At 41.1% G+C, this 23,438-nt stretch carries 16 protein-coding genes; 6 read left to right on the top strand and 10 right to left on the bottom strand.

The window, feature by feature from the left end; translation table 11 throughout:
- Nucleotides 1-281: 281 nt before the first annotated feature.
- Nucleotides 282-1,280, top strand: coding sequence for a tryptophan--tRNA ligase (trpS, locus tag AC2CZC_RS20190; protein ID WP_484583153.1), 999 nt, complete (start codon nucleotides 282-284; stop codon nucleotides 1,278-1,280).
- A 69-nt stretch (nucleotides 1,281-1,349) separates the two neighbouring features.
- Here trpS and vioE read toward each other — a convergent pair whose 3' ends face one another.
- From vioE to AC2CZC_RS20160, 6 genes are all read right to left on the bottom strand, one after another.
- A complete protein-coding gene (gene vioE / locus AC2CZC_RS20185; protein WP_484583152.1) occupies nucleotides 1,350-1,952 on the bottom strand; it encodes a violacein biosynthesis enzyme VioE in 603 nt (200 codons plus the stop codon).
- Nucleotide 1,953: 1 nt separating this feature from the next.
- Entirely contained in the window at nucleotides 1,954-3,090 is a 1,137-nt protein-coding gene (gene vioD, locus AC2CZC_RS20180; RefSeq protein ID WP_484583151.1) for a flavin-dependent violacein biosynthesis monooxygenase VioD, read from the bottom strand.
- Complete coding sequence (vioC, locus tag AC2CZC_RS20175; protein ID WP_484583150.1) at nucleotides 3,090-4,379, bottom strand: NADP-dependent violacein biosynthesis oxygenase VioC; 1,290 nt, start codon at nucleotides 4,377-4,379, stop codon at nucleotides 3,090-3,092. Before vioC ends, vioD begins: the two co-directional genes overlap by 1 nt.
- A gap of 2 nt (nucleotides 4,380-4,381) precedes the next feature.
- A complete protein-coding gene (vioB, locus tag AC2CZC_RS20170; RefSeq protein ID WP_484583149.1) occupies nucleotides 4,382-7,417 on the bottom strand; it encodes an iminophenyl-pyruvate dimer synthase VioB in 3,036 nt (1,011 codons plus the stop codon).
- 52 nt (nucleotides 7,418-7,469) lie between these two features.
- Nucleotides 7,470-8,768: a flavin-dependent violacein biosynthesis tryptophan-2 monooxygenase VioA gene (vioA, locus tag AC2CZC_RS20165; RefSeq protein WP_484583148.1), complete on the bottom strand. Its 1,299-nt coding sequence runs from the start codon at nucleotides 8,766-8,768 to the stop codon at nucleotides 7,470-7,472.
- Between the two features lie 736 nt (nucleotides 8,769-9,504).
- Nucleotides 9,505-10,887, bottom strand: coding sequence for an MATE family efflux transporter (locus tag AC2CZC_RS20160; RefSeq protein ID WP_484583147.1), 1,383 nt, complete (start codon nucleotides 10,885-10,887; stop codon nucleotides 9,505-9,507).
- Between the two features lie 287 nt (nucleotides 10,888-11,174).
- On the opposite strand from AC2CZC_RS20160, the gene AC2CZC_RS20155 reads away from it, so the two are divergent.
- Together AC2CZC_RS20155 and AC2CZC_RS20150 are read left to right on the top strand one after the other, a co-directional pair.
- Nucleotides 11,175-11,570: a MerC domain-containing protein gene (locus AC2CZC_RS20155; protein WP_484583146.1), complete on the top strand. Its 396-nt coding sequence runs from the start codon at nucleotides 11,175-11,177 to the stop codon at nucleotides 11,568-11,570.
- Between the two features lie 253 nt (nucleotides 11,571-11,823).
- A complete protein-coding gene (locus AC2CZC_RS20150) occupies nucleotides 11,824-15,225 on the top strand; it encodes a hybrid sensor histidine kinase/response regulator (protein ID WP_484583145.1) in 3,402 nt (1,133 codons plus the stop codon).
- Here the strand turns inward: AC2CZC_RS20150 and AC2CZC_RS20145 are convergent.
- Together AC2CZC_RS20145 and AC2CZC_RS20140 are read right to left on the bottom strand one after the other, a co-directional pair.
- Complete coding sequence (locus AC2CZC_RS20145; protein WP_484583144.1) at nucleotides 15,217-16,386, bottom strand: response regulator; 1,170 nt, start codon at nucleotides 16,384-16,386, stop codon at nucleotides 15,217-15,219. The genes AC2CZC_RS20150 and AC2CZC_RS20145 overlap by 9 nt on opposite strands.
- 253 nt (nucleotides 16,387-16,639) lie before the next feature.
- Complete coding sequence (locus AC2CZC_RS20140) at nucleotides 16,640-18,181, bottom strand: basic secretory protein-like protein (RefSeq protein WP_484583143.1); 1,542 nt, start codon at nucleotides 18,179-18,181, stop codon at nucleotides 16,640-16,642.
- Between the two features lie 406 nt (nucleotides 18,182-18,587).
- Here AC2CZC_RS20140 and AC2CZC_RS20135 point away from each other — a divergent pair, with 406 nt between their 5' ends.
- Entirely contained in the window at nucleotides 18,588-19,022 is a 435-nt protein-coding gene (locus AC2CZC_RS20135) for a GNAT family N-acetyltransferase (RefSeq protein WP_484583142.1), read from the top strand.
- Here AC2CZC_RS20135 and AC2CZC_RS20130 read toward each other — a convergent pair.
- Complete coding sequence (locus AC2CZC_RS20130; protein WP_484583141.1) at nucleotides 19,017-19,913, bottom strand: DMT family transporter; 897 nt, start codon at nucleotides 19,911-19,913, stop codon at nucleotides 19,017-19,019. The genes AC2CZC_RS20135 and AC2CZC_RS20130 overlap by 6 nt on opposite strands.
- A 425-nt stretch (nucleotides 19,914-20,338) precedes the next feature.
- On the opposite strand from AC2CZC_RS20130, the gene AC2CZC_RS20125 reads away from it, so the two are divergent.
- Nucleotides 20,339-20,902 (top strand): lipid-binding SYLF domain-containing protein, encoded by a 564-nt coding sequence (locus AC2CZC_RS20125; RefSeq protein WP_484583140.1) that lies wholly within the window; start codon nucleotides 20,339-20,341, stop codon nucleotides 20,900-20,902.
- A gap of 149 nt (nucleotides 20,903-21,051) precedes the next feature.
- Nucleotides 21,052-21,975, top strand: a complete 924-nt coding sequence (locus AC2CZC_RS20120; protein WP_063362661.1) for a GGDEF domain-containing response regulator — start codon at nucleotides 21,052-21,054, stop codon at nucleotides 21,973-21,975.
- Between the two features lie 47 nt (nucleotides 21,976-22,022).
- Here AC2CZC_RS20120 and AC2CZC_RS20115 read toward each other — a convergent pair whose 3' ends face one another.
- A complete protein-coding gene (locus AC2CZC_RS20115) occupies nucleotides 22,023-23,276 on the bottom strand; it encodes an aromatic amino acid transport family protein (protein WP_063362660.1) in 1,254 nt (417 codons plus the stop codon).
- Between the last annotated feature and the right edge of the window lie 162 nt (nucleotides 23,277-23,438).

Raw genomic sequence — 23,438 nt, 5'->3', positions numbered from 1 at the left:
ATTTTTATTGTGTTAATCAGTTTCGCTTGAAGCTTTTTGAATCGCAGTAAAGGTAACGAAGGTGGGAGATTTGAGTTTAAAAAATAGTCTTGCTGAATTGCTTTCCCTGTGTTAGCTTAAACCCGTTATGAATACTTATAATTTTGAATTACTTATCAATTTATCTTGGTGGCGCTCTTAATAGAGCGGCGCTTGAATACGTGTGTTCAACTGCTGCCGAAAGGTGAAGGTTGATACATAAACTCTGTCTCTTTCGGTAGTAAATAAACAAGGAGACAGCTATGACACATACCATTCTTACTGGTGACAGACCAACCGGACCACTGCATTTAGGCCACTTTGTGGGTTCCTTACAGCATCGTGTATCTTTGCAAGAGCAGCACAATCAAACCATATTAATCGCTGACATGCAGGGATTGACTGATAATGGCCACAACCCTAAAAAAGTTGCAGACAACATCTTCAACGTCATGGCTGATTATTTGGCTGTGGGGATCTGCCCGACTAAAACGACGATTTGTTTGCAATCGGCATTACCTGCATTGGCTGAACTGGCTATGTATTATGCCAACCTCGTCAGTGTTGCGCGATTAGAGCGTAACCCCACAGTTAAAGCAGAAATCGCTAGCAAAGACTTTGGCGCTTCCATTCCGGCGGGCTTCTTAAATTACCCTATAAGCCAAGCCGCTGACATCACTGCATTTGACGCGACATTGGTACCTGTTGGTGAGGATCAATTGCCTATGATTGAATTGACCAATGAAATCGTGCGTAAGCTTAACCATGTTGCTGGTAAGCAAGTTTTAATCGAGGCCAAGCCGTTATTGAGTGAGGTATCCCGACTACCTGGAGTTGATGGTAAATCCAAAATGTCGAAATCTCTCGGTAATGTGATCACCTTTGGTAGTACTGATGATGACATAGTCAAAGCCGTGCGTGCTATGTATACAGATCCAAATCATATTCGTGTTGATGATCCGGGTCAGGTTGAGGGAAATGTTGTATTTACTTATTTGGATGCGTTTCACGAAGATAAAAGCTATGTAGCATCGCTTAAAGAGCATTATCGTCGAGGCGGATTGGGAGACAGTAAACTCAAAGGTGTATTGGCAGATTGTTTAGTGAATTTAATCACCCCAATTAGGGCTAGAAGAGCACAGTACATTACGGATCCTGCGCAGCTGAGAGCTGTATTATTGGCTGGCACAGAGCAGGCAAATCAAAAGTCACAACAAGTACTCGGGAGAGTGAAACAGGCGTTTGGTTTGAATATTATTTGAAGGATGATTATGTGACCGACCACCTATTAAATGTGGTCGGCACGCCTCATTCCCAATGCAGTTGGGTCATTACTCAGGTTGTTTTAATGGCACGTGTTGGAAGATTTCTGGGTCAATTTCACGGGTGTTGAAATTAGGAAAATCTCGAACGGAAGCCATTTTTTGAGGGTCACCTGTGACCATTCTCAATAGCTGATTGGTATCTGCTTTGAAGTAATATGTGGCAGGGCCTTTGCCATTCGGGCGTTGGAAATGCCAAATATCAGCCTCAAACCCCAGAACCTCGCAAGTTCCTTGGAACTGAGCATCACATAATTCCAGTACATCTTGCATTAGAATTAACTCGTGGCACGGGTCAACTTCGTCATTTAAGACTTGTTCTTTAAACGTGCTCTGCTTATCCATGTGCTCACGGCTATATGCCACTTTTGATTTGAAAGACTCATTGGTTGCAGGGTACATGATTTCAGACATCCACAATCTATGACCTGTTTTTTCTTCAGACCATGGATTGAAAAGGCCGTCGATTCTGCACACGTTGCGGGTATAGTCAAACCAGCAATAACCCGATGTAATGTGCTCGTCCGGTTGCATCGGCTGCCAGTAAGAAATGTAACTGGTGCTCCACTGCGTAGGTAGCTTTGGTCGCTGCTTTTGCTTTTGCAGGTCCATATTACTTCTCTCCACGAGCAAGCGCTCTTTCTAGTGCTTGGCCAAGTGCTGCTGGCAACGGCGGTAATTCGCTGCGGCGCTCTGCAAAGCTCTGGGCAATTTCTGGGGGAGATAAATGCATTCTGTCTTCGACAGTTTCAAACCACAAGCGGCTAATAGTGGCGTGTTGGTCAAATAAACGCATGATGGGCATGACATGTTGGTTAAAGTCAGTCAATGCTGCTTGCACATTGTCTGGGTTATCATACACGGCCTTTACTAAGATCTGTGCCCCAACCACAGCCATGGTGGTACCGTGACCGATTGAGAAGTGGCCTGATTGTAATGCGTCACCAAGTAGTGCGACATTACCATCAAACGCCTGTTCGTGGCTTAGAGTCATAAAGTTACGCCACTTTAAGCCTTCTTGTGCCATTACAGGGTTACCGTCTAAGTCATCTTCAAAAACTGATGCGATGAACTTTTCCGCATCTTGCGCTGACATTTCATCTAGGCCTGATTTTTGATAGGTTTCTTCGCTACATTCAACCACGAATGTGCTCATAGTACTTGAGTACTTGTAAGAGTGTGCGACAAAAATGCCTTTAGAATGAGATTTAAAAATCAGGTTCATGGCATCAAAAGTCTTAGTTGTGCCATACCACATGTAGCGGTTTTTACCGAACTCAATCTTTGGCTTTAGTGCATCACGGTAGTATGTGGTGGTGTGGTTGATACCATTTGAGACCACCACTAAATCATAGTCATTGCATAGCAGCTCAGCATCTTCAAGGGCTGGCTGTTCATAGTCAATGGTGATACCTAGGCTGACGCAAAGTTGTCTAAGCTCTCTGACCATAGACTTTCGCTCTGCACCACACAGTGTCACACCAGTACTTTTTAGCGCGCTTTGGTTGTGGTGAGTGAGTTTAAAGTCTTCTAAGTATTGCGCGTCAAGCGTTTCATGATTTGCTAAGTACGACAGCGGGTTCGCAGGGTGGTGCGGTGCACGTCCCGGTAATACCACGCCCCAGCCAACAACGTTTGCATCTGGATGATTCTTTTCAATGATGCGAATATCCCAATCTGGTTGTAATTTTTTAGTTTCACTTGCGAACATCAGGCCAGATGGGCCTGCACCAACGACTAAAATCTTCATTAATTCATTCTCCCTATTTTATACCAAACGTTTTGCTTTTCTTGCTTGTCTCTAAGTTCACTGTAACGCATTGAAGTGAAGTATAATTTTTCTGCCATATCTGGCGGGTAATGGTCTGGAAACTTTTGGTTCATGTAACGGGCAAAGCGTGCTCGCATGAAGAAGACTGGATCTGAGCAGCTAAGCACCTCGTAGTTTGCTCTGGCCATGTCTTGCATGGCATCGGCTTCAATTTTTCGAAGCTCTGTGAATTCACTCAGCACCTTGCCAAAGTCATCGCCATATTGCTCAAATAAAGTATCTAATACATATGCATCTTCAAGGGCCATATTCATACCTTGGCCCAAAAACGGTGCAGTGGCATGGGCTGAGTCACCAATCAGTAGCGCAGTGTTTTTATAGTGGAAGGTAGAAGAACGAACATTAATTAAGTCGTTGCTTGGCTTCACCATAAATTGCTCGAACATATCTTGGCGAATATCTTCTGGCACCATAGGGTAGTACTGATCGAAAAATGCACGCATTGCAGTGCTGTCATCACTGTGTAAGCTCACTTGCCCTGTATAAGGTAAGCACACAGCAAAACTAATACTGCCATCAGGTATAGTCGCTGCACGTCCAGCGAATTGACCGCCTGAGTCCATGCCAAAGAAGTAAAGTAGATCTTTGCGTAAGCCCACTTTTGAGGCATCAGGCACTACCAAAGTTTTGTAACCATGCTTAAAGAAAGACTGGTGGAACTCAAAGCGTCGACAGTTTGACTGCATCGCCTCTCGTACACATGAGCGCGCGCCATCTGCACCGATCAGTAAGTCGCCTTTATGAGTGACAAAGTTGTCATTACTGTCTTTGGTCATGACTGAGCTGTTGTCCAAGTTTACTTCAATACAACGCTGATCATAGTGGTAATGAACGCCTGCTTGCTCTGCGTATTTATTGAGTAAAACTTGAAATGCACTGCGACTTAATGACAGCGGTTTGAGCTTATCAAGCGGTGGCAGTTCACGTGTCTTAGGCTCACCTTTGATAAAAAATGACATACCAGATACTTCAACGCCACATGCTTGTAATTCCTCAACTGGGATCCCCGCAGCGACGACTGCTTCGATGCCTCTTACGGTCATACTCACCCCAATAGCACGTGAGCTAACTTGGTCAATATAGTCGGCTTGGCTTTGTAGGGGGTTTCCACGTTTTTCTATGATGTGTACATCGTATCCACGTTTTGCTAAGTATATGGCTGTCAGGCCACCGGCTAGACCGCCGCCAATGACGATTATTTTCTTCATGATTAAGCTTCCCTTGAAAGTTTGCCAGTTGCGATTTCATGCATCTGATTTTGAAAAAACTCTAATAACTCAATTTGTGTTGTTGGAGGTTTTGCACAGACCATAGCTCTGCCCATATCAGCAAGCTGTTTACACTGCTCTGATATAGCCATACACCCTTGCTCTAGGTCTGAAAATATATGTGTATTAATTGGTTCTGGTACGGGGGGGCCTGCATTTCGGCCCGGCGTACCTGATGGTAAGGTCATTAATAATACGGATAGTGGTCTTAAAATACCGGTCATTAAATCTATCGCACCATTCATTAAACGAGAGCGGCGCATACTACCCAGTGGTTTTATTGCAAAGTGCTGCATCATGAGCTGAAACATTAGTTCGTGGCAGCCTTTATAAAACTGCATAAGCTCTACGGCAGCCGGATCCGACACTAGGTTGCAACCCGTTCTTGGCTCAAACACCGGGTTTTTTAATACGGGGTAAGCTGGCTCGAATGGAATGTCGCTATTGGTTAAAGTCTTTGAGATGGCTCGAAGACGATTAAAGTGACTGACTTCAAATTGTGGTGAATCAGCAGCAACACCTTCACCTTGCTCGGTGACAAAATTAATGGCAAAAAGAGCCGTTTCTTTGTCGTATACCTCAAATTGATAACCCGGATATTCGCGATTGATAATTTCGTTTAAGAACAAGTGGTGCTCGCCACCGAGGTTGACCCGCTCTTTGCTGAATAAATCGGGTATCTCTTCAATGGCTTTGGTGATATCCGCGTAAAAATCTGCGATAGACTTCCCAACAGTTGGAAAAAATGCAGGCCATTCAAAGCGGACAAACTTTGCGATGATGTGTTCAGAGAAAGGCTCAAAAGAAAACTCAGTATCGAGACCAAACTTGTCTTTGGCTTCTTCCCCAAGTACGGGCTTACCTGGATAAAACGGCTCACCAAGTGCCATCAATAAGTTATTGACGACCAAATAATGGATCATCTCTTCATGGGCTATTTCGAGTAAAGCACCACGCCATCCGCTGTTTAAACGTCTATCTTCGCCACCGTTAACTAACTCAAGCTGCTGCTCGTTCCAGCGGCCCATCGATACCAAGTGTTCACCAATGGCATAGTTAGGTAACGAATAGGCACTGTAGATATATTGCAACATAATCGACAGTTCAAGATCAACGGCATCTTTTAACGCGTTAATCAGCTGTGCTTTGGTTTTTATATTGCCACTAATCTGTGCCTTTGCTTGCTCGGCAGGTAAAATTTGTGGCATAGCTGATTGTTCGACATTGCATAAGTACTTTAGAAATAGTTGCGCGTGCACCTCAGGCATTTCCCGTGTGCTTGGCATGTAAAAGCTTTTATCTCTGTTTTTAGGATCGCACATTTGCCACATTAAACGTGCATAGGTTTCACATTTGCATTTATCCGCCATACTAAATACGGCTTCGGTCATAAACGGGTAAAATAGTTCGTAGTACGCCATGACATGCTGATATAGGAAGTCGTAGTCAACTTGTTCTGTCGGTATATCCGCAAGTGCCCAAGCATCAGGGAGCACTCTCACTTGCACTGGACTGTAAAACTCACCTAAAAATAGCTCAGCGCCGCCTGCGGATAAACTCTCAACAATAATACTGCCATGGCCATCTTCGTTAGTATCAAGATAAGCAGAGCTGGTGACTGTGTCAGGTGCTAGCGAATGTGTTGTTAATTGAGATATTGACGCTGGCTTTCCGCGATAATAACTGCGCACACCTAACTCGATTATACTGGGCTCTTTGGTAACTGAGTTTGGGCTTTCCATGGCGATAATGTGTTGCTCAGCTTGGATATACCAATCGCTTTCATACCAAGTGTGACGTTCGGAACATAACTTTAACGATTGTTGCTCAAACTGGCTGTCAAACTCGGGGAGTGGGATGTCAATTACGCCTGAGTTAGTCATGTTATTAAGATAACTGTCTTTGGGTATGACGGCGATAACTTGACCATTATTTGACTTTAAATATAGGTCGCCAAGATCTACCTTTTCACTGAGTTTTGGTGGCATGCCATTTTTAACTGGCATGGTTTCTTCATATCGCTGGTGGGGCAAACTAATAGCGGTATTTAGGCTCAACCAGTTATCTCTTATTGATAACGCGATTGGTGCATATTGTTCGCTGTTATCTGGCCTTAAGACTCTGCCAGTAGGACAAGTGGCCATATCGTCGTCGTACCATAAACCAATGGTGCCGTGTAAGTCACAAAATACAGGCATATTAGGCGCTTTAGGTGGAGACAAGTTGCTTACGCAGTATTGAATAAGCAGGCCTTTTACCGCTGGGTCTTGCAGCTTATTTCTTAATTCAGTTAAAAATTCAGAGTCTAAACCAAGTTGGTTGAGTATAAAGTCTTTACTGTCTTTATTAACCGTGAATTGAAACAGCCTAGCTTCGCTCATTTCCTCATACAAAAAGTGGTTAATTGGCTCTTCAATATATCCACGATTAAGCCAGCGAACACCATGGGTGCAGTCTATATCCGCGGATAAAATATGGGCCGTATTGGCAGACGATTTAGGGTCAGTGATTGTAAGCTGACCTGCATAAATTAAGGCTGAATCTCGTCTAGTCGGATCGTTATCAACCCAACGTGCGCGATTAAATGAGGTTCTTAAATACTCGTTGTAATGCCCCCATAAAGACAGTTTATTACCCACAAGCTTGTCATCAGTGATGTATTCACCGGGACGTAACTGCACTGACGTAACTAGGGTATTTTCCCAGCTAAAGTGATTATTCCCGCGCATGTTATATCCTGCACTGAGGTTAAATTCACCTTCTTCGTCAAGTTTACCCTGAGCATTAAACTTGGGGCCAAGTGACTTTATATAGTCATGAAAGTCGCGTGGCGACTTAGACACATCAAAGGGTTTGCCATCCATGGTAGCCGTGTTATTCGATATATCTAACGTGTTGTTGATATTACGATTACCTGTTGGCACATTAACACGCGCAACCCCTTTAAAATGAACTCGGGGAAAGTCGAGAATACTCATTTATTTAAACTTCCTAGTTACTGGTCTTAATTATGTCTGTGTCTAATGACAGTTAAACGTGAGCAAGCTCACATTCTTTTTGTGCTTTGACTTGTCTTTGCTTCACTCTCTCAAGAAGCGTATTCGCCGCGCTGGTGCCGGCCATAATACCGCCTTCCATCCAACCGCAATGAGATGTGTAAGCATCTGATGCAGAGATGATGTGAGACTTTTTATGTGAGAGTGTTTTAGGGTGGTTGGGGCAAGACTCTTGCGAAAATTCAACGCCATGCACCCAGTGTTTATGAACATGGTTGCTCGGGTCTGGAAGTTGGCTCATATGACACTTTAATGCCTCGGCCATTAATTCTTTTACTGTTTGTAAGTAATGTGCTTCACCTTTTAATGTGGCGTCACGCCAAAAGTTGGCATAATCACTGTCGGTATAAAAAAATACATACTTGTTATCTTTAAAATACAGCTTTCGGATAGGGTTATTGGCTATCACCACATGATCCGCTAAATCCATATCTTGCCACCAAGGCGTATCGTAAAATAAGAAGCCTTTGAACAGCGGGATAGAGCCATAGGTATAGTTGCTCCAATCTTGCGGGAAACCGCAATTGAGCTTTTTCATCGCAGTCGGCGGAAAAGTTAAAATCATCTCGCCTTCATTGATAATCACTTCTTGCTGTTTTTCATTTTTTAATTTGAGTACAGGAGTTTCAGTATCAGCTTCGATGCTTGTTAATTCATGGTTAAAGTGAAATTCGACACCATGCGCAAGTGCTTGCTTATAAAGCTTCTCTGGTAATGCTGAAAACCCTTCTTTAAGGTTAAACCATTCATACCCAGCGTTTTCAGAAAACCCCTGGATCTCAGGGTGCTTTTCAATAATGTCGAAAGCAATATGTGGCGTAATATTAGGTAATGACAACGAATCATAACCGAGTGCATTGATCATCTCACGCGCTTGATTTCGGCCAACATAGATGGTTAAAAACTCTTCAAAGGAGTCATGCGCATGCTCGTCACACAAAGGTTTCAAATTTTTCAGAATGCTCTTTAAACTTTTATGCAATGCTTGTGGGCGCTTTAGTTGTGTAAAAGGGAATTTTTCATAGGCCAAGTTCAAGGATTTTACTTGCTCTTTGACATTATGATGAAGACCCGAGGAAAAGCGTCCAGCGCCGAGGTCTACATAAAGATCATTGACTTTTATCGCATGTGCGCGTCCACCGACACGATTTTTGTGTTCATAAACCCGAATGGTTTTCTTTTTACACTCATTTGATTTTGCTAACGTTAGCGCGCAAATGATGCCTGAAATGCCCGCCCCGATGATTGAGATTGTATTTTCTCTAACCGTCATGTTCCATGTTTCCTTGAGTTTTCCTAAAAACTTGTAGCTCTAAATGAAACTTCATTAATAATTAACATTATTTAAATATTAAAAATCATTGTTAAGCCGGTTTATTCACTGAAACACGAAAGTGTTAAATTCGTATTCCATAAAATCAATAGATTATGATTAATTAAACTCGCTGTAATTGCTGGGGAGAATGATATCACTATCGTTCGCAATAATTAACATTGATCACGAGAATGTTATTAAAATAATGATATTTTCGGTCTGTAATAATTTTTAAATTGTTTTGTTTATTGCAATTTGTGCATTTGCTTTATTGCGAAATTGGCTTTAATTTATTTTTTTAGAATAAAGCACTATGCCAGTTTCATGATTGGTACATGAATTTTTGTTTTCAATTTGGGGATAAATATGTAGGAAATGTGGAGGTGAAATTTCAACGCATTACACGAGTTGCTTTCTCCGGGTACAGAAAGTGTAAATAGGCTAATTGAAATATTGATTAAGCATATGAATCTTAATTGTTTTTTGTAAGTTCAGGAGGTGTTCAGTTATCTTGCAATGGTTCGCTTTGTGGGTGCGAGTATGACAAAAACTTGTGGCCGAAAGCTTGAATTTTACCGGTGAATTTGATTTTCATTTGTACCGATTACCTAAAGTGGTAAAACAATAGGTAAATCGGTATTTGTTTATTTGCAATGTAAAAACTAAGATGAATTTTTTATAACTTGGTATGGTTCTAATTCTTTTTCATTAGTCTTTTTAGTGTGTACAGTGAAAAAGCAAGTGCAAATAGTCCGCCAGTAGTATCTGCAATCGGGAAAGACCACCATAAAGCGTCGGGATTAAATGTATCTGGTAATATTGCCATCAATGGTAAAAGTACAATATAGGTACGTGCAGCATCCAACATAGTTGCAGGAAGTGCTCTGCCCATGCCTTGAAATAGCCCACTAGACATCATGCAAAATCCGGATAGGGCGAATGCACAAAATGAGATGAGAGCGATTTGCTTACCAAGTTCGATGACTTGCTGATCCTGAGTAAATAATGTAATAAGCCACTGTGCGTTAAACGCGAGTATAAAGGTAACGATAAGCCCCCAACCAAAGCTCACTGCACAGGCTACTATATAAGCTTTATATACGCGTTGATATTGGCCAGCACCATAATTGAAGCCTGCGAGTGTCTGCAAAGCAACCATCATGCCGATAATAGGCAGAAACAGAAACATATAGCTGCGTACTAATATCCCATGGGCTGTAATGAGCGGCTCGGAGTTGTTTGTAAATATGGTAGAGATTGAATATATCGTCGCAGCGAGGATAACTGAGAAACCGCCATGAGAGAGTAATACAGGTAAACCAAGACTTAAAATTTTGGTGTGTACCTTCAATGGACTAAATAGTTGCTGTTTGTCAAATTGGACTTTGCTCTCTCCTTTTATTTGTAGTTGAATCGCCATGATGAGAGCGATGCTGATAGCCGCGATAGTCGCCCACGCAGCGCCAGCTACTCCCCATTCGAATACAAATATAAAGACGGCATCGAGCACAATATTTAATACAGAGGCTGTTGTTAGCACTTGCATCATTGCTTTGGGGTTGCCAGAAGCCCGAAAGCCTTCTGTGATTTGATTGCAAACAAAGCCAACAACCCAAAATAATACAATGGGTGTGATGTAGCTGGTGGCTTGTGCTTTTAATGCTTCAGGCACCGCTAATAAGTTAAAAATGGCGTCTAGATTAAAATAGGTTAATGAACACAGCAGTAATGCAGACCCAACAGCGAGTAAAAAGGAGGCTGAGAATACTTGGTTTGCATCCTGTTGGCGCTTTGCGCCTAGGTATCTAGAGATCAGTGACGCCATACCACTACCGAGCATGGTGCTAATGGCGATTAATAGCATTTGGATTGGAAATACTGCCGAAACGGCACCCATTGCTTGCGTGCCGATACCTTGTGATATAAAGAGTGCATCCACAAAACTGTATAACCCGCTTATTAACATCCCTAAAATGGTAGGTATTGCCAAAAAGCAAAACTGTTTAAAAATGGGCGCAGTTAGCAACGGTGACTCTTGTTGTTGTGCTAACTCAATGTCTGCTGTGGTCGTACTCATAGATTATCCTTGTGAACTGTTGATTGCTTTCGCTAGTGTACTGAAAAAATTTTAATAAAGTTAATGGTTTGTATGATTAATTTTAATATTGTTGTTTTTGATTGTTTGGCTCAGGGTTATAAAAACGGATGACTGATAAAGCTTGATGATTATGCGGTGTACTTTTTATGACTATTTATCTAATACGCCGAGTTTAAGCCAATCTTGGCGTGAATATCAGTTGCTAATTAAAGCCCGTTTCTATATTTTATAGTGATGTTATATTGTATCTTTATTGAGAGGGTTAAATGCTAGGTAGTTTTCAACAAACTGGAGATAGAGTGTCTATAGGGCTTGCTTTTTTGTGTTTAGCTCACTGTCTCGTTTTACCTGTTGTTGTTTTAGCATTGCCGTTTGTAGCGACAAGTTTTTTGCAAGAGGAAGCTTTTCATCAAATGTTGCTTTTTGGAGTGTTAATTACCAGTATTGTCGCTTTATATAGTGGGTGTAAGTCCCATCAAAAGTGGAAAATATTTTATAGTGGTATTTTTGGGCTCGTTGTTTTGAGTGTTGCAGCATTTTTTGGACATGACTTACTCGGTGATGCTGGAGAGACTGTGTTGACTGTTGTAGGTAGTTTGGTTGTTGCATACAGTCACCTCATCAATATTAAGACATGTAGAAGTGATGAATGTCGCAGTTAAGTTATTTATTTTATCGTTGGGTTACTTGTCTTGGTATCCCAACTAACTCTTCAAGTTTGGTTGCATTCTCAAATATATAGTGACAAATATATAGTAAATAGGTGATTTAAACACTATGTACTATGCTCAATGCATAAGCAACTTTGTTGGAGTGTGCATTGGCTAAAACTTTCCCGCTTATTCAAGCCTTTACCTTGTTGGCTGCCACTATCGTAATGATATCAAAGTTCGCTATTGGTAATAGATAGTGCATTTGTTTAGCAAATTTGTTCGTATTCCTATCGCGCTTAAAATTTTTGTCGTGGTGGTATTTGGTTTACTCGCACAAGCGGCTACGCTGCAATTATTTACGCTCAAGCAAACGATCGATAATCATTTAGCGACACGTATTGATGAAGTCAGCAGTTTGTTTGTACAAGCAAAGTCAGCGATTGCATTTATGACGTCTGAAAACAGACAGGATGCAGTGGAAGAGTACTTGAGTTTAATGAAAACCCACTCGGATGTGGCCATTGCTTTGGTCTTTGACAGACAAGGTGCTGTAGAGACCAGTACGCATAATCATTATCAAGGCAGCTCAATTGAACAAGTTGTACATGACTTTGAGCTCTCTGATGATTACCTGCAACAAATATTAACGTCTAAAGTGGATTTTAAGGCGTACGATGAAAAATCAAAAAGGCTCGTATTAGCAGGCCCGGTTGCTCACCTGAAAACCAATAAAACTCAAAGACACTTGTTGATATTGGCTGATTATTCAAAAGCAGCAAGGTATATCCACAATTCTACGATGCACGCATTCACCCCATTGTTCGTTATTATGTTAATCACAGCATTATTGGTTGCAGTGATTTTTCATGTCTCAATTCAAAAGCGGTTACAGAAAATATTTCGTCATTTTGATACTTATAACTCTAAAGAAGGGGCAACTTTGATAGAGATAAATGGTATGGATGAGATCAGTGAGTTAGCGAGAAGGAGCAATCAATTATTTCAAGACCTTGCCAGTAGCCATGCGGCCACTAAAGAGCAAAAAGACTACTTTCAAGCTTTGTTTGAGGGTATCACTGATGCCGTTGTCATTGTGGATGAAAAAGGGCAGATTTTAGATATTAACCACATTGCGCTTGCCTATTTATCTGAACAGCCCGATAAATTTGCAAAGTTTAATGCGCATTTTAAGTTATCTCATTCTTGCGATGAATCTCAGCTCTTGAGTTTGTCGATTGAGGCTGAGAGAAACCGTGGACAGAGTAGTAAAAGCTTTTGGTTATATGAGGGGAAATGGCATGCAATTAACTTGTCAGTGACTAAGCTAAATATGAAAAAGCAGGTGCTGACGTGTTATTTGGTTGCTTTTGTCGATCAGCAAAAAGAGTTCGAGTTAAACCTACAGCTACAGCTAAGTGAGCGTAAGTTTTACTCTATAATAGAAAATATCCCTGAGAGTGTGTTTTTACTGCAAGAAAACGGCGAAATAGCATATTTAAACAGCCAACTGAAACAGTTTTTATCAATAGCAAAACCGATAAAAGAAGCTGCCCACTTATTCCAGGCATGTCCTAAAAATATTGCTGAATTTATTATGCAGCGGATGGAGTCTGTCATGCGTGGTGAAAGCTATATTCGAGAAGAAGTGCACTATAAGCACAAGGGAGAAACTTTTTACAGTGCAATTACGCTTTTCCCAATTGTGAAAAGATCGGATAGTAAATATGCCATGGCTGGCGTTATCTCGGATATAACAAATCAAAAACGCACGGATCATACACTACAGCAAACCCAAAAAAGATTGGCAGGACTTGTTAGGCATGCTCCACTGGCAATTATTGAATGGGATAAATCGTTAACCATTGTATTTTGTAATCAAGCCGCATCTACGTTATTTGGCGTAGAGCAAAGTCTCTTAATTGATAGCAACTTATCTGAAGTGGTGACATCTGAATTTAATACTGAACTGGAAAATTACCTAATAAGTACTATCTCAAATGAGCAATCAGCAAAGCAGCTTATAGCCATTACAGACGCACAAGGGCAGCAAAGAGTCACCGAATGGCAAAGCTTTATGGTGTTTGATAGTCCAAACGAAGCGCCCCGTTATGCCTCTTTGGTGTCTGATATCACGATGCTTCATGAAGTGATTGAATCATTGGAGTTAAAAGAAGCTGAAAAAGATGAAGTGCTACAGTCGATGGTGGATCCGGTGATCACCATCAATGATAAAGGGCAGGTTTTAACATTTAACAAAGCGGCGGAGGCTGCATTTCAATATCACGCTGATCATGTGATTGGAAAAAATGTGAAAATGTTGATGCCCGATGAGTTTGCGATGCATCACGATACTTTTATATCTAATTACATGACGACAGGGCATAAGCAAGTCATTGGTATTGGGCGACAGGTCTTTGGGCAGCGTGCCGATAGCAGTGTTTTTCCAATGCACCTATCTATCAGCGAGCTTCCTCTCATGCCAAATGGTGTAAGGCGGTTTATTGGTAACTGTGTTGATCTTACTAATATTAAAGAAAAAGAAGAGCAACTGAGGCGGTCAATGAAAATGGACGCACTCGGTAAACTGACCGGTGGAATTGCTCATGATTTTAACAACCTGATTGGTATTATGCTTGGTTACAGCGACATAATTTTAATGCAAGAGTCTTTAGATGAGGATATTCAAAGTCATGCTAAAGCAATTGTTAAAGCGGGGGAGCGGGCTACTAATTTGACGCAAAAGCTGCTGAATTTCTCAAGAAAAGAAAGTGAGCTCACAGAAATATTTTGTTTGAATAATGCATTATTGGATAGCCGCGAGTTATTAGAAAAATCACTTAAAGCGGATGTTAAATTAGATTTCTCTTTACATGAAGAATTGCCCAATGTCAGAGTTGATAAGCATGACTTTGATGACATGATATTGAATTTAGTTATAAACAGTGTGCACGCGATTGAAGAAGCAGGTATTGTGACGGTGGCGACGTCAATACACTGGTATCAAAATGACTTTATTAGTAGCTCCCCTAGCTTACATGTGAGGTGTGATGTTGCCGATACGGGAGTGGGCATTCCAAAAGAGTACTTAGATAGTATTTTCGATCCTTTCTTTTCTACAAAAGGGGACAAGGGTACTGGCTTAGGCTTGAGTCAGGTTTATGCATTTATCCAGCGTAGTAAAGGACAAGTTGAAGTGAAAACCAGCGACCAAGGGACGCAATTTTCAATTTACTTTCCTGTAATAGACTCAGAGATAAAGCAAAGCAAAGAAGTAAACATTGCATCAAATCAGGTAAGCCATAAGCTGAGTAAGATCTTGGTTGTTGATGATGAGTTGTCACTAGCAGATGTGGTTGCCAAACTGCTGCGCCAAGCTGGGCACCAAGTCGATATTTTTGAAAGTGGCACTGAAGCGCTTCAGGCCATGGAAGTGACACACTATGATTTACTTATTTCAGATGTGCTCATGCCTGAGTTAAATGGGTTTAGCTTGGCTAAAAGAGCTGCCGCAAAATATCCAGATATTAAAATTCAAATGATAAGTGGGTATGTGGATATTGAACAAGTAACGGACTTTAATCCAAATTTATATGAAAGCTTACTGCGAAAGCCGTTTCGCCCACAGGAGTTACTCAATAGAGTGGCACTGTTGAGCTCAAAATAGCTCAGGTTTTGTGGTGTTTAAATCGATATGCGTATCACTTTCAGGCGCGGATGTTTTTTCCATTGCAAAGTACTTGTCAGTTTGCTCAATGACACTCGTCAGGTTTGATTTAAGCAAGTCCATTTTTGGTTCGAGGGCACTGAGCTTTTTTGCTTCTTTGGCGATCAGGTTGGCAATAAAAAGCTCTTGTTCTTCGGTTAAGTCGAGAATATGAAAGCTCGATGATATTTGCTGATTTAGATCGTTCGTTACATCAAGAATTAAGCTTTTATATTCGTCAGAAATGTTTTGCAATGAGCTTATACCGCTAGAGATGTCTAACACAATTTGCTCCATCGCTTGCTGTCGACCCAAATCTAGCAGTTTAGACTCAACGCCTTCTATAATGGCGACGGAGATATCTTGTATTGCACCGCTTTCCTCAGGTGATTCAGGCATATTTTTAATTAAAAAAGACACATGTTTTTCATTGACAATCAAGCGTCTGCCAAAATGGTGTAAACGGCCTTTTGTGCATAGCAGCTCAAATATATTTTGTTCAATTGGACTAATTTGTGTACCAGCTGGACCGTAAAAATGCATTTTCTCTTGCTTTATCATGATACTGCTGAGCATGCCTAGTTGCTTCATCGTCGAAAAAAACTGATTCACGACTTGCTGTTGATCATTGCATTGATTAAGCAGTTTAAAAAACTGCATGACAAGGCTGTAGTGAGACGCCTGCTGCATTGATGACATTGCAAGGGTTATTGATTCTTGCTCACTGGCTTTGAGCAGGGTCTGAGATTGAATAAATTCACTGACTTTTTGAACTTTAGTGACCAGCTCTTTCATTTGAAAAGGCTTGGCAATGAAGTCATCTGCACCCACATCAAAGGCACGCAGTCTCATATCCAAGTTGTTGTATCCAGAGACTAAAAACACCGCGCAGTTAGTTGGTGATAGTTCGGTCTTAATTTTTTCGCATGCCGCTAAGCCATCTATACCAGGCATGCTGATATCCATTAAGACCACTTGAGGGGTAAAGTTGTCGAGTATGTCATAAGCTTCACTGGCTGATGCTGCCTGTTCACACACAAAGAAAGGTTTTAATGCCGCACTTATCATGTCTCTTACTGCTTGCTCATCGTCAACTATGAGCACCTTTGCTTTGTCTGTCATCGTACACCTACTCCTGCACTGAATTGTACTAGATAGTTAAACTTATTAACTCTCATCAGCATAGTGTACAACGGTATAATCTGCTAAGTATTCAGGATTGATTATTGGATTAAATATTTATGCTAGATATATAAAAGGCTGCGAGTTTTTGGTTAAAAGGTGCTTGAGGATATAAACAATTTACAAAAAGAGGTGGGCGGTGGGTTGGACTGTGTAAGGGAGTGAGCACATTCATGCTCACTCAAGTTGAAGCTTAGTATTCTAATTGGCCACCATTATTGATGAAAGTGGCGTATTCTTGCCAAAGGTCCTCTACACCTCTTCCTAAAATCTGTTGGAAAGCGGCATCAAAAGACCAGGTATAATTTCCCAAATCTTTTGCCGCTTTATTAAATTTGTATAGGAAGTCTGGATCGTGCGTTACACGGACATAGTTTAAAAAGAACCCTGTGGTGGTGTAACCACCTAGCCATTTTTTAGGGTCGTTCACATTAGGCGTGCGTGTTTTGTGAAGACCTTCTCCAATTCTGACTGCATCCGCAAGTCCTTCAGTATAAGCCCAATAAGCTTTACCATCTCCGTAATTATCATGAGTTAGCGGTGAATTGTTGTAACCGTGGGTGACTTCATGAGATAAAATACCATCAATCTCATTGCGGATCGCAGCGTCTGAATTACCGTTGTCACGGTAAATTTTCTCAAGGTGGCTCGTGCTCACGACTATGGTCATTTCACCAGAACCATCTTGGCCCATCTTGTATGCAACAAACTCATTACCCCAATGATCTTTTGCTCTGAGTTCGAATTGTAGGTTTCTGAAGCGATTGGACTCGACAGGATCGCGGTAAAGTATTTTTGCTACATCCACGCAGCGATTTGCCATATGGCCAGCAGGATCTGAGATGATACGTTTGAATAAAATAGCCCCTTGAGTTTGAGGGTCGACATCGACAAAGTTAACTTGTGGTTTTTTCCATTCACCTGTAGGAGGAGTGGTTGTTTCTTCCTTTATATTAATCGTGTAGCTGGTATTTGAGTAACCATATATTGAGACATATACGTCATTACCTTGTAATGTACATGATTCATTGGCATCGGGTGTGGTGCTGCTACAGTCAAATAACTGTGTTGTTGGCTGAGCTGTACGTCGCATATATAAATCGGCGTCTCCATTACCCGTTGTTGTCGCAATCACTTTGCCTGCAACATTAAATGGGCCAAAGTGCTGCCACTGGCCCGCGTTTAAACTATTGCTTTGCGAGATAGGTAAACTGCTCGGTGGGGTGATGTCGGCTGAAAACATTTCAATTTCAGCAAGCTGCAAAATATTAGCGCCCTTGGTTGATGAAATATCAACTTTTACAAACGAAAAGCTCTGTGGATTTGCAACGCTGAACTGCTTAGTTTGATGGCGAGCACTGAAAGATTGATTGTAACGTGTATCCAGTGTTGTCCAGTTTACACCATCATTAGACCCTTGTAATTGCCAATCTTGTGGATCACGATTTGGCGCATCATTGGCTGAAGTTAGCGTGTATGAAGTTATAGTTTGCGGTTGTGCAAATTGATAACTTATCCACCCTGAAGAGGTGAAAGTCAGCCACTTGCTGTACTTGTTATCATCAAATGCTTTAATTCGGCCTTCAAAGTCACCATTTTCGCCTGATGCACGAATGGCATTTGGATTATCTGAAGTGAGGTCTGTTTGTGCAATGGCTGCGGTCGATAATAATGCGCCAAGTAAACACGCGAGTTTGGTTTTATTTAAGGCATTGTGTGTAATTAGTGATTTCATGTGTATCCAACCTTGTATCGTTCCAATAAATGATTGTGGCTTGTTCCCTTATTAATTTTGACTCAAGTGATGTTTTTTATTTTTATGAACTCATTTCATGTCAAAAATAATTGGAACGGTTTAAATGATTGGTTGTATTTTAAACTTTGTCAAAGGTTTTTTTACGGTTTTGTAACTATTTGGTGTGTTGGTTGTTCAATTTGATCGAAATTTTTGAATTGTTTTTTACGGATTTAAGTCTACTTTTTGACTATTTTATTCATTCTCTATATATAAAAAAACACTATTTTTCAGGGCGATAAAATAGACAGTCATTTACAAGGAGAAAGGTAATTTATAAAATTGAATGAAAGAAATTAATTGTCATTTCATGCGTGTAAAGAAATGAAAATAGTGGGAGTATAAAATGAATTGGAGTATCGAACAGGGGAGCATTGACGAGGTCATTGAGATTGAAAATCAAGTGCCTGAGTTTGTAACCCCAAAAACACGAGCATTAATAGATGCGCGTTTGCAAAATAAAAAAACACTATTGCTTGTTGCCAAAGTAGATGGTCAGCCGGTCGCGTATAAGTTGGGTTTTGCTTTGGATGAAAAACATTTTTATAGTTGGCTAGGCGCAGTTATTCCTGAGTTTAGAGGTGCTGGGATCGCACAAGCCTTGTTGAATGAGCAGGAGCGATGGTGTACTTCACTGGGCTATGAAGCCATTAGTGTTAAATCAATGAATAGATTCAAGAATATGCTAATGATGCTTTTGAAAAACAATTATCAAATTGTCGCGTGCCACCCATTAGAAGATGGCACGGATAGCAAAATTCATTTTTTAAAGCAGCTATAGTTCATTGCCAGCGCGCTGAGGCTTTTTCGATGGCTTTGTGATAATTTTCTTTTCAAAATAGTAATTTATCAATAGTGCAAGACAAATAATGCCACTGCCAAGTGAGAGTGATAATAAATCGGCTTGGCGGTTCCAAATGAGTAGATTTACCAACACGCCTATGGGGATAAGCACATTATTCATTATGGCAAGAGAGCCAACAGAGACAAGCGTAGCGCCCTTATTCCATAAGAAATAACCTAGTCCTGATGCAATTAACCCGAGGTAAATGAGAATTCCCCATTGCAATTGAGTAGTTGGCAACTTTTCACTATTACCCAATATCATGTAACTTAAACCAGTAACGATAAGCGCGCCAAAAAAGAAAAAGCCAAAGCAAGTGTGTTGAGGGGGAAGCACGTTACCCTTGGGTAGCCTTTGATACAATACCTGACCTAGTGCAAAGCAAAAATTTGCCCCCTGTACCAACAGTAAACCAGTCCAAAAATCTTCGTTTACCTGTGCTTGGCGTATGGTTATAGCGCCCGCAGTTGCGAGCAATGCAACAAATAGATAGTGAAGATGCAGCCTTTTCTCTATCAAGTCATTGATAATGGTGATGTAAACCGGCGTCATAACGGTAAAGAGCAGGACCTCTGGCACACTTAAATATAAAAAGGAGTGATAATAAAAGCCATACATCAAACCAATTTGGATTGCGCCAATTACCATCAATTGCACCGCGACACGCGGGGTAACGCCAGAGGGCCTCGTAAAAGGCAAAAATATCAGTAAGGCGATAGCAACACGACTAAAAGCCGCAAACCAAGAGTCGACTTGACCGGCGAGATAGACCCCAATCAAACTAAATGAAAAGGCCCAAAGTAGAGTGACAAAAGAAAGGTATTGCATAGTATCCGGTTTGAGTTTTTGTCTATGGTAAAAGGTCATCAGGGATAAATCGAGCGATTAGCACAAAAAGTTAAAATTTATTGAGGACCCGTTTTGCACTTAGCCATACTGGTGCTGATTCATCGATAATAACGAACTAATTAACCGTTATAATATGATTTTAATTTACTACCTAGTCGCTACAATGAAGTTGTTTTCACATTTATCCCTTTCATGATTACCCATGATGTGTTAAAGGCCACCATTTATATGGTGGCCTTTTTATTTGCATGGTGAATTTATTGACTGCGCCTTTCTACGTTTTGCACTTTTTTAAATAATAACGGGTCTTTGTTCATCATACGCTAAACTTCAAACGTGTATCCTTTGCTTAAGTGGCATCGATAATGCTGATAGAAACTACCTGTCGTCGTGAGGAACAATATATGAAGCGGTTATTTGTTATGGGGTTGATATTGTCAATTACTTATCTGTTGGGCTGTGCCTCTATGGGGTCGGGGGATAATGCCCAAAAGCGTGCGCAAATAATAAAGATGAAAAACGACACTTTGTCGCAGCTCTATAAAGAAAAGCCAGATACTCGAGCGCAGTTACGTTCAGCTGTTGGTTACGCGGTGTTCTCAAATGCCAACATTAACTTACTATTGGTGTCTGCTGGCACAGGCTATGGGGTTGTTAAAAATAACCAAACAGGGCAATTCACATATATGAATATGGCCGAAGGCGGTGTGGGCTTAGGCCTTGGTGTTAAAGATTACCGTTTAATTTTGGTTTTTCATACTACAGAAGCGCTCAATGACTTTGTCAGTAATGGCTGGACTTTTGGCGGTAATGCTGATGCAGCTGCAAAAGCGTCAGATAAAGGAACAGCCATTCAAGGTGAGGTCTATTACGGTGGCATGTCGGTTTATACGCTGACGCAAAGTGGCTTGGCTTTACAGGCGACTGTTAAAGGCACTCGGTTTTGGCCAGATAGCTCTTTGAATTAACATCTTGTGCAAAGCGAGACTGCAAAAGTCATCTATAGCCCATTTGGCATAAACGTATTTTTTATAAGATTTCGCTTTTTGTTCTTGTGGGCTAAACAAGTATTCGCTATAAACAACGTAAGCATGTGTAAATATTTATAGAGGGTAACGTGTTTAAGGAAATTGACGACCTCAGTGATAGCTTAGTCTTGATCGTAGAGGACTCGGCATTAACGCAAAAAGTGCTTGGTGCTTGTTTGGATGGCTTATGCCGTGTAGATGCTGTAGACAGCGCTGAAGAGGCGATTAACTATTGTCTTAAATCACCCCCTGATTTGATCCTAATGGATTGGATCCTTGGCGGTATGACGGGGTTGGAAGCTTGTAAAAAAATCCAAGCGATGGATGAACTCAATGACATTCCTATCATATTTGTCACATCGAATACCAATGAAAATCAGCAAGAGTTATGTTGGGATGCGGGCGCAGTAGACTTTTTAGGCAAGCCTATTGTCGCGAGGACTCTGGTTAATCGTGTTAGAACTCACCTTAAGTATAAACGCCAAACTGATATCTTAAAGCAATACTCTTTCTTTGATGGTCTCACGGAAGTGTTTAATCGACGCTACTTTGATATGGAGTGTAAACGCTTATTTAGGCAAAACTTGCGGCAGCAACAGTGCTTAGCCGTAGTTATGCTTGATATTGACTACTTTAAGTTGTTCAACGATGAATATGGGCATTTGCAAGGGGATGATGCACTTAAAGAAGTGGCAAAAATTGCCGTTAAAATGGTAAATCGCCCTCTAGATAGCGTGTTTAGATATGGCGGTGAAGAATTCGCGGTTTTATTGCCCAATACCAGTGAGGATGGCGCTCTAAAGATAGCGCAGTCCATTGTACATGCGGTAAGAGGGCTTGAGATCCCACACGGTAAGTCAGAGTTTGACGTGGTCACCGTGAGCGCAGGTGTCGCTGTTGGCAAGTACGGTGTCTATGACAATGTTGAAGAGTTAATTCAAAAAGCAGATGAAGGCTTGTATATGGCCAAATCTAATGGCAGAGATCAGGCATTTTTATTTAATGAAAATTAAGGCGTAGAAGGTGCAATTCGCGTGATTGCACCTTCTAGATTGTGACTTTACATATTAAATAACAAGGCAGATACAGCGAGTAATCCAACGCTAAGCACGAAATAAGTACTTAATTTACCCTTGTACTTTTGCAGTGCTGGTACTTTGTAAATCGCAATGGTCGGCATAACAAAAAGGATTAACGCGATAATTGGACCTGATATTGCGCCCATCATATCTAAAATACTTGGGTTGATAACTGCACACACCCAAATAGAGATAAACATTAATACCACGCCAAGTTTGTCAGCTGTTTTATAGTTCATTGACGTCTGCTTAGTTACCAATCCATTAAAGCTCTCTCTCGCGCCTAAGAAGTGCCCTAGGAATGATGAGGTGATAGCAATGAAAGCGACGAGTGGCCCAAGTGTTTCAATGAATGGGTTGTTGTATACGTTTGCAAGATAAGATAGTACAGACACATTCGCTTCTTTCGCTTCGGCCATTTGCTCAGGTGTTAGTGAAAAAATACAAGAGAATACAAAAAGTAATACGAATGCGATGAGCATAAGTGCTGTGTTTCGCAAAATAGCTTCAGCCTTGACTGTTGCTTCTGATTTGTAGTGCCTACGCTGTGTATTGGCGAAGCTAGAAATTGCTGCAGCATGGCTGAATGAGAAGACAACAATAGGAACAGATAACCATAAAGTTTCTGTCAATGAGCCTACATCAGGTGTTGTAATAGTCGGTAATTGCCAGTTAGGTATTAAATATAAAGACAAAAATAACAAAACACCGACTAACGGGTAGACCAGAATTGCAAATGCTCTAAGTAGTAATTTTTCTCCGCCCAACATAATGGCAATCATACCCGCTACTAGCACACCAGACAGTAATACTCGTGGTAAAGACTCCATTTCTAGTTGGTTGACCATGAAGCTGTCTACAGTATTGGTCAGTCCCACACCATATATAAGTAAAATAGGGAAGATTGAGAAGAAATATAGGAGTGAAATCAAGCGACCACTGGTTGCGCCAAAGTGCTCTTCAACGACGTCGGTGAAGTCTGAATCACTCTTTTTTGAAGACAAGACAAATCGTGCAAGCCCTCTGTGTGCCAAATACGTCATGGGGAACGCAAGTACAGCCATGATCAATAGCGGCCAAAACCCACCTATACCGATATTAATAGGTAAAAATAAAATACCTGCACCAACTGCGGTACCAAAGAGGCTTAGCACCCAATTAGTGTCATGTTGGGTCCAGCCTGTATGGCTGGTGTTTACCGTGTTACCGGTATCTCCCGCTTGTGAATGACTCATACTTGTTGTCCTACGTTTTAATTTTAATCGCGCGGATGATATAGAAATTCACTTCTTGATGCATGTTTATTCGGTTTGTTTGGGTGTTTTTCATACAAAGCGAGGCTTTTGCGGTTAATAAGTATTCACAATGATAAAGTTGAATCTGCATTAGTTTGGCTT

The organism is Pseudoalteromonas sp. MMG033 (genome assembly GCF_057197785.1).
Note: the sequence above shows the minus strand (reverse complement) of the source record. Positions and strands in the feature narration are given on the sequence as shown.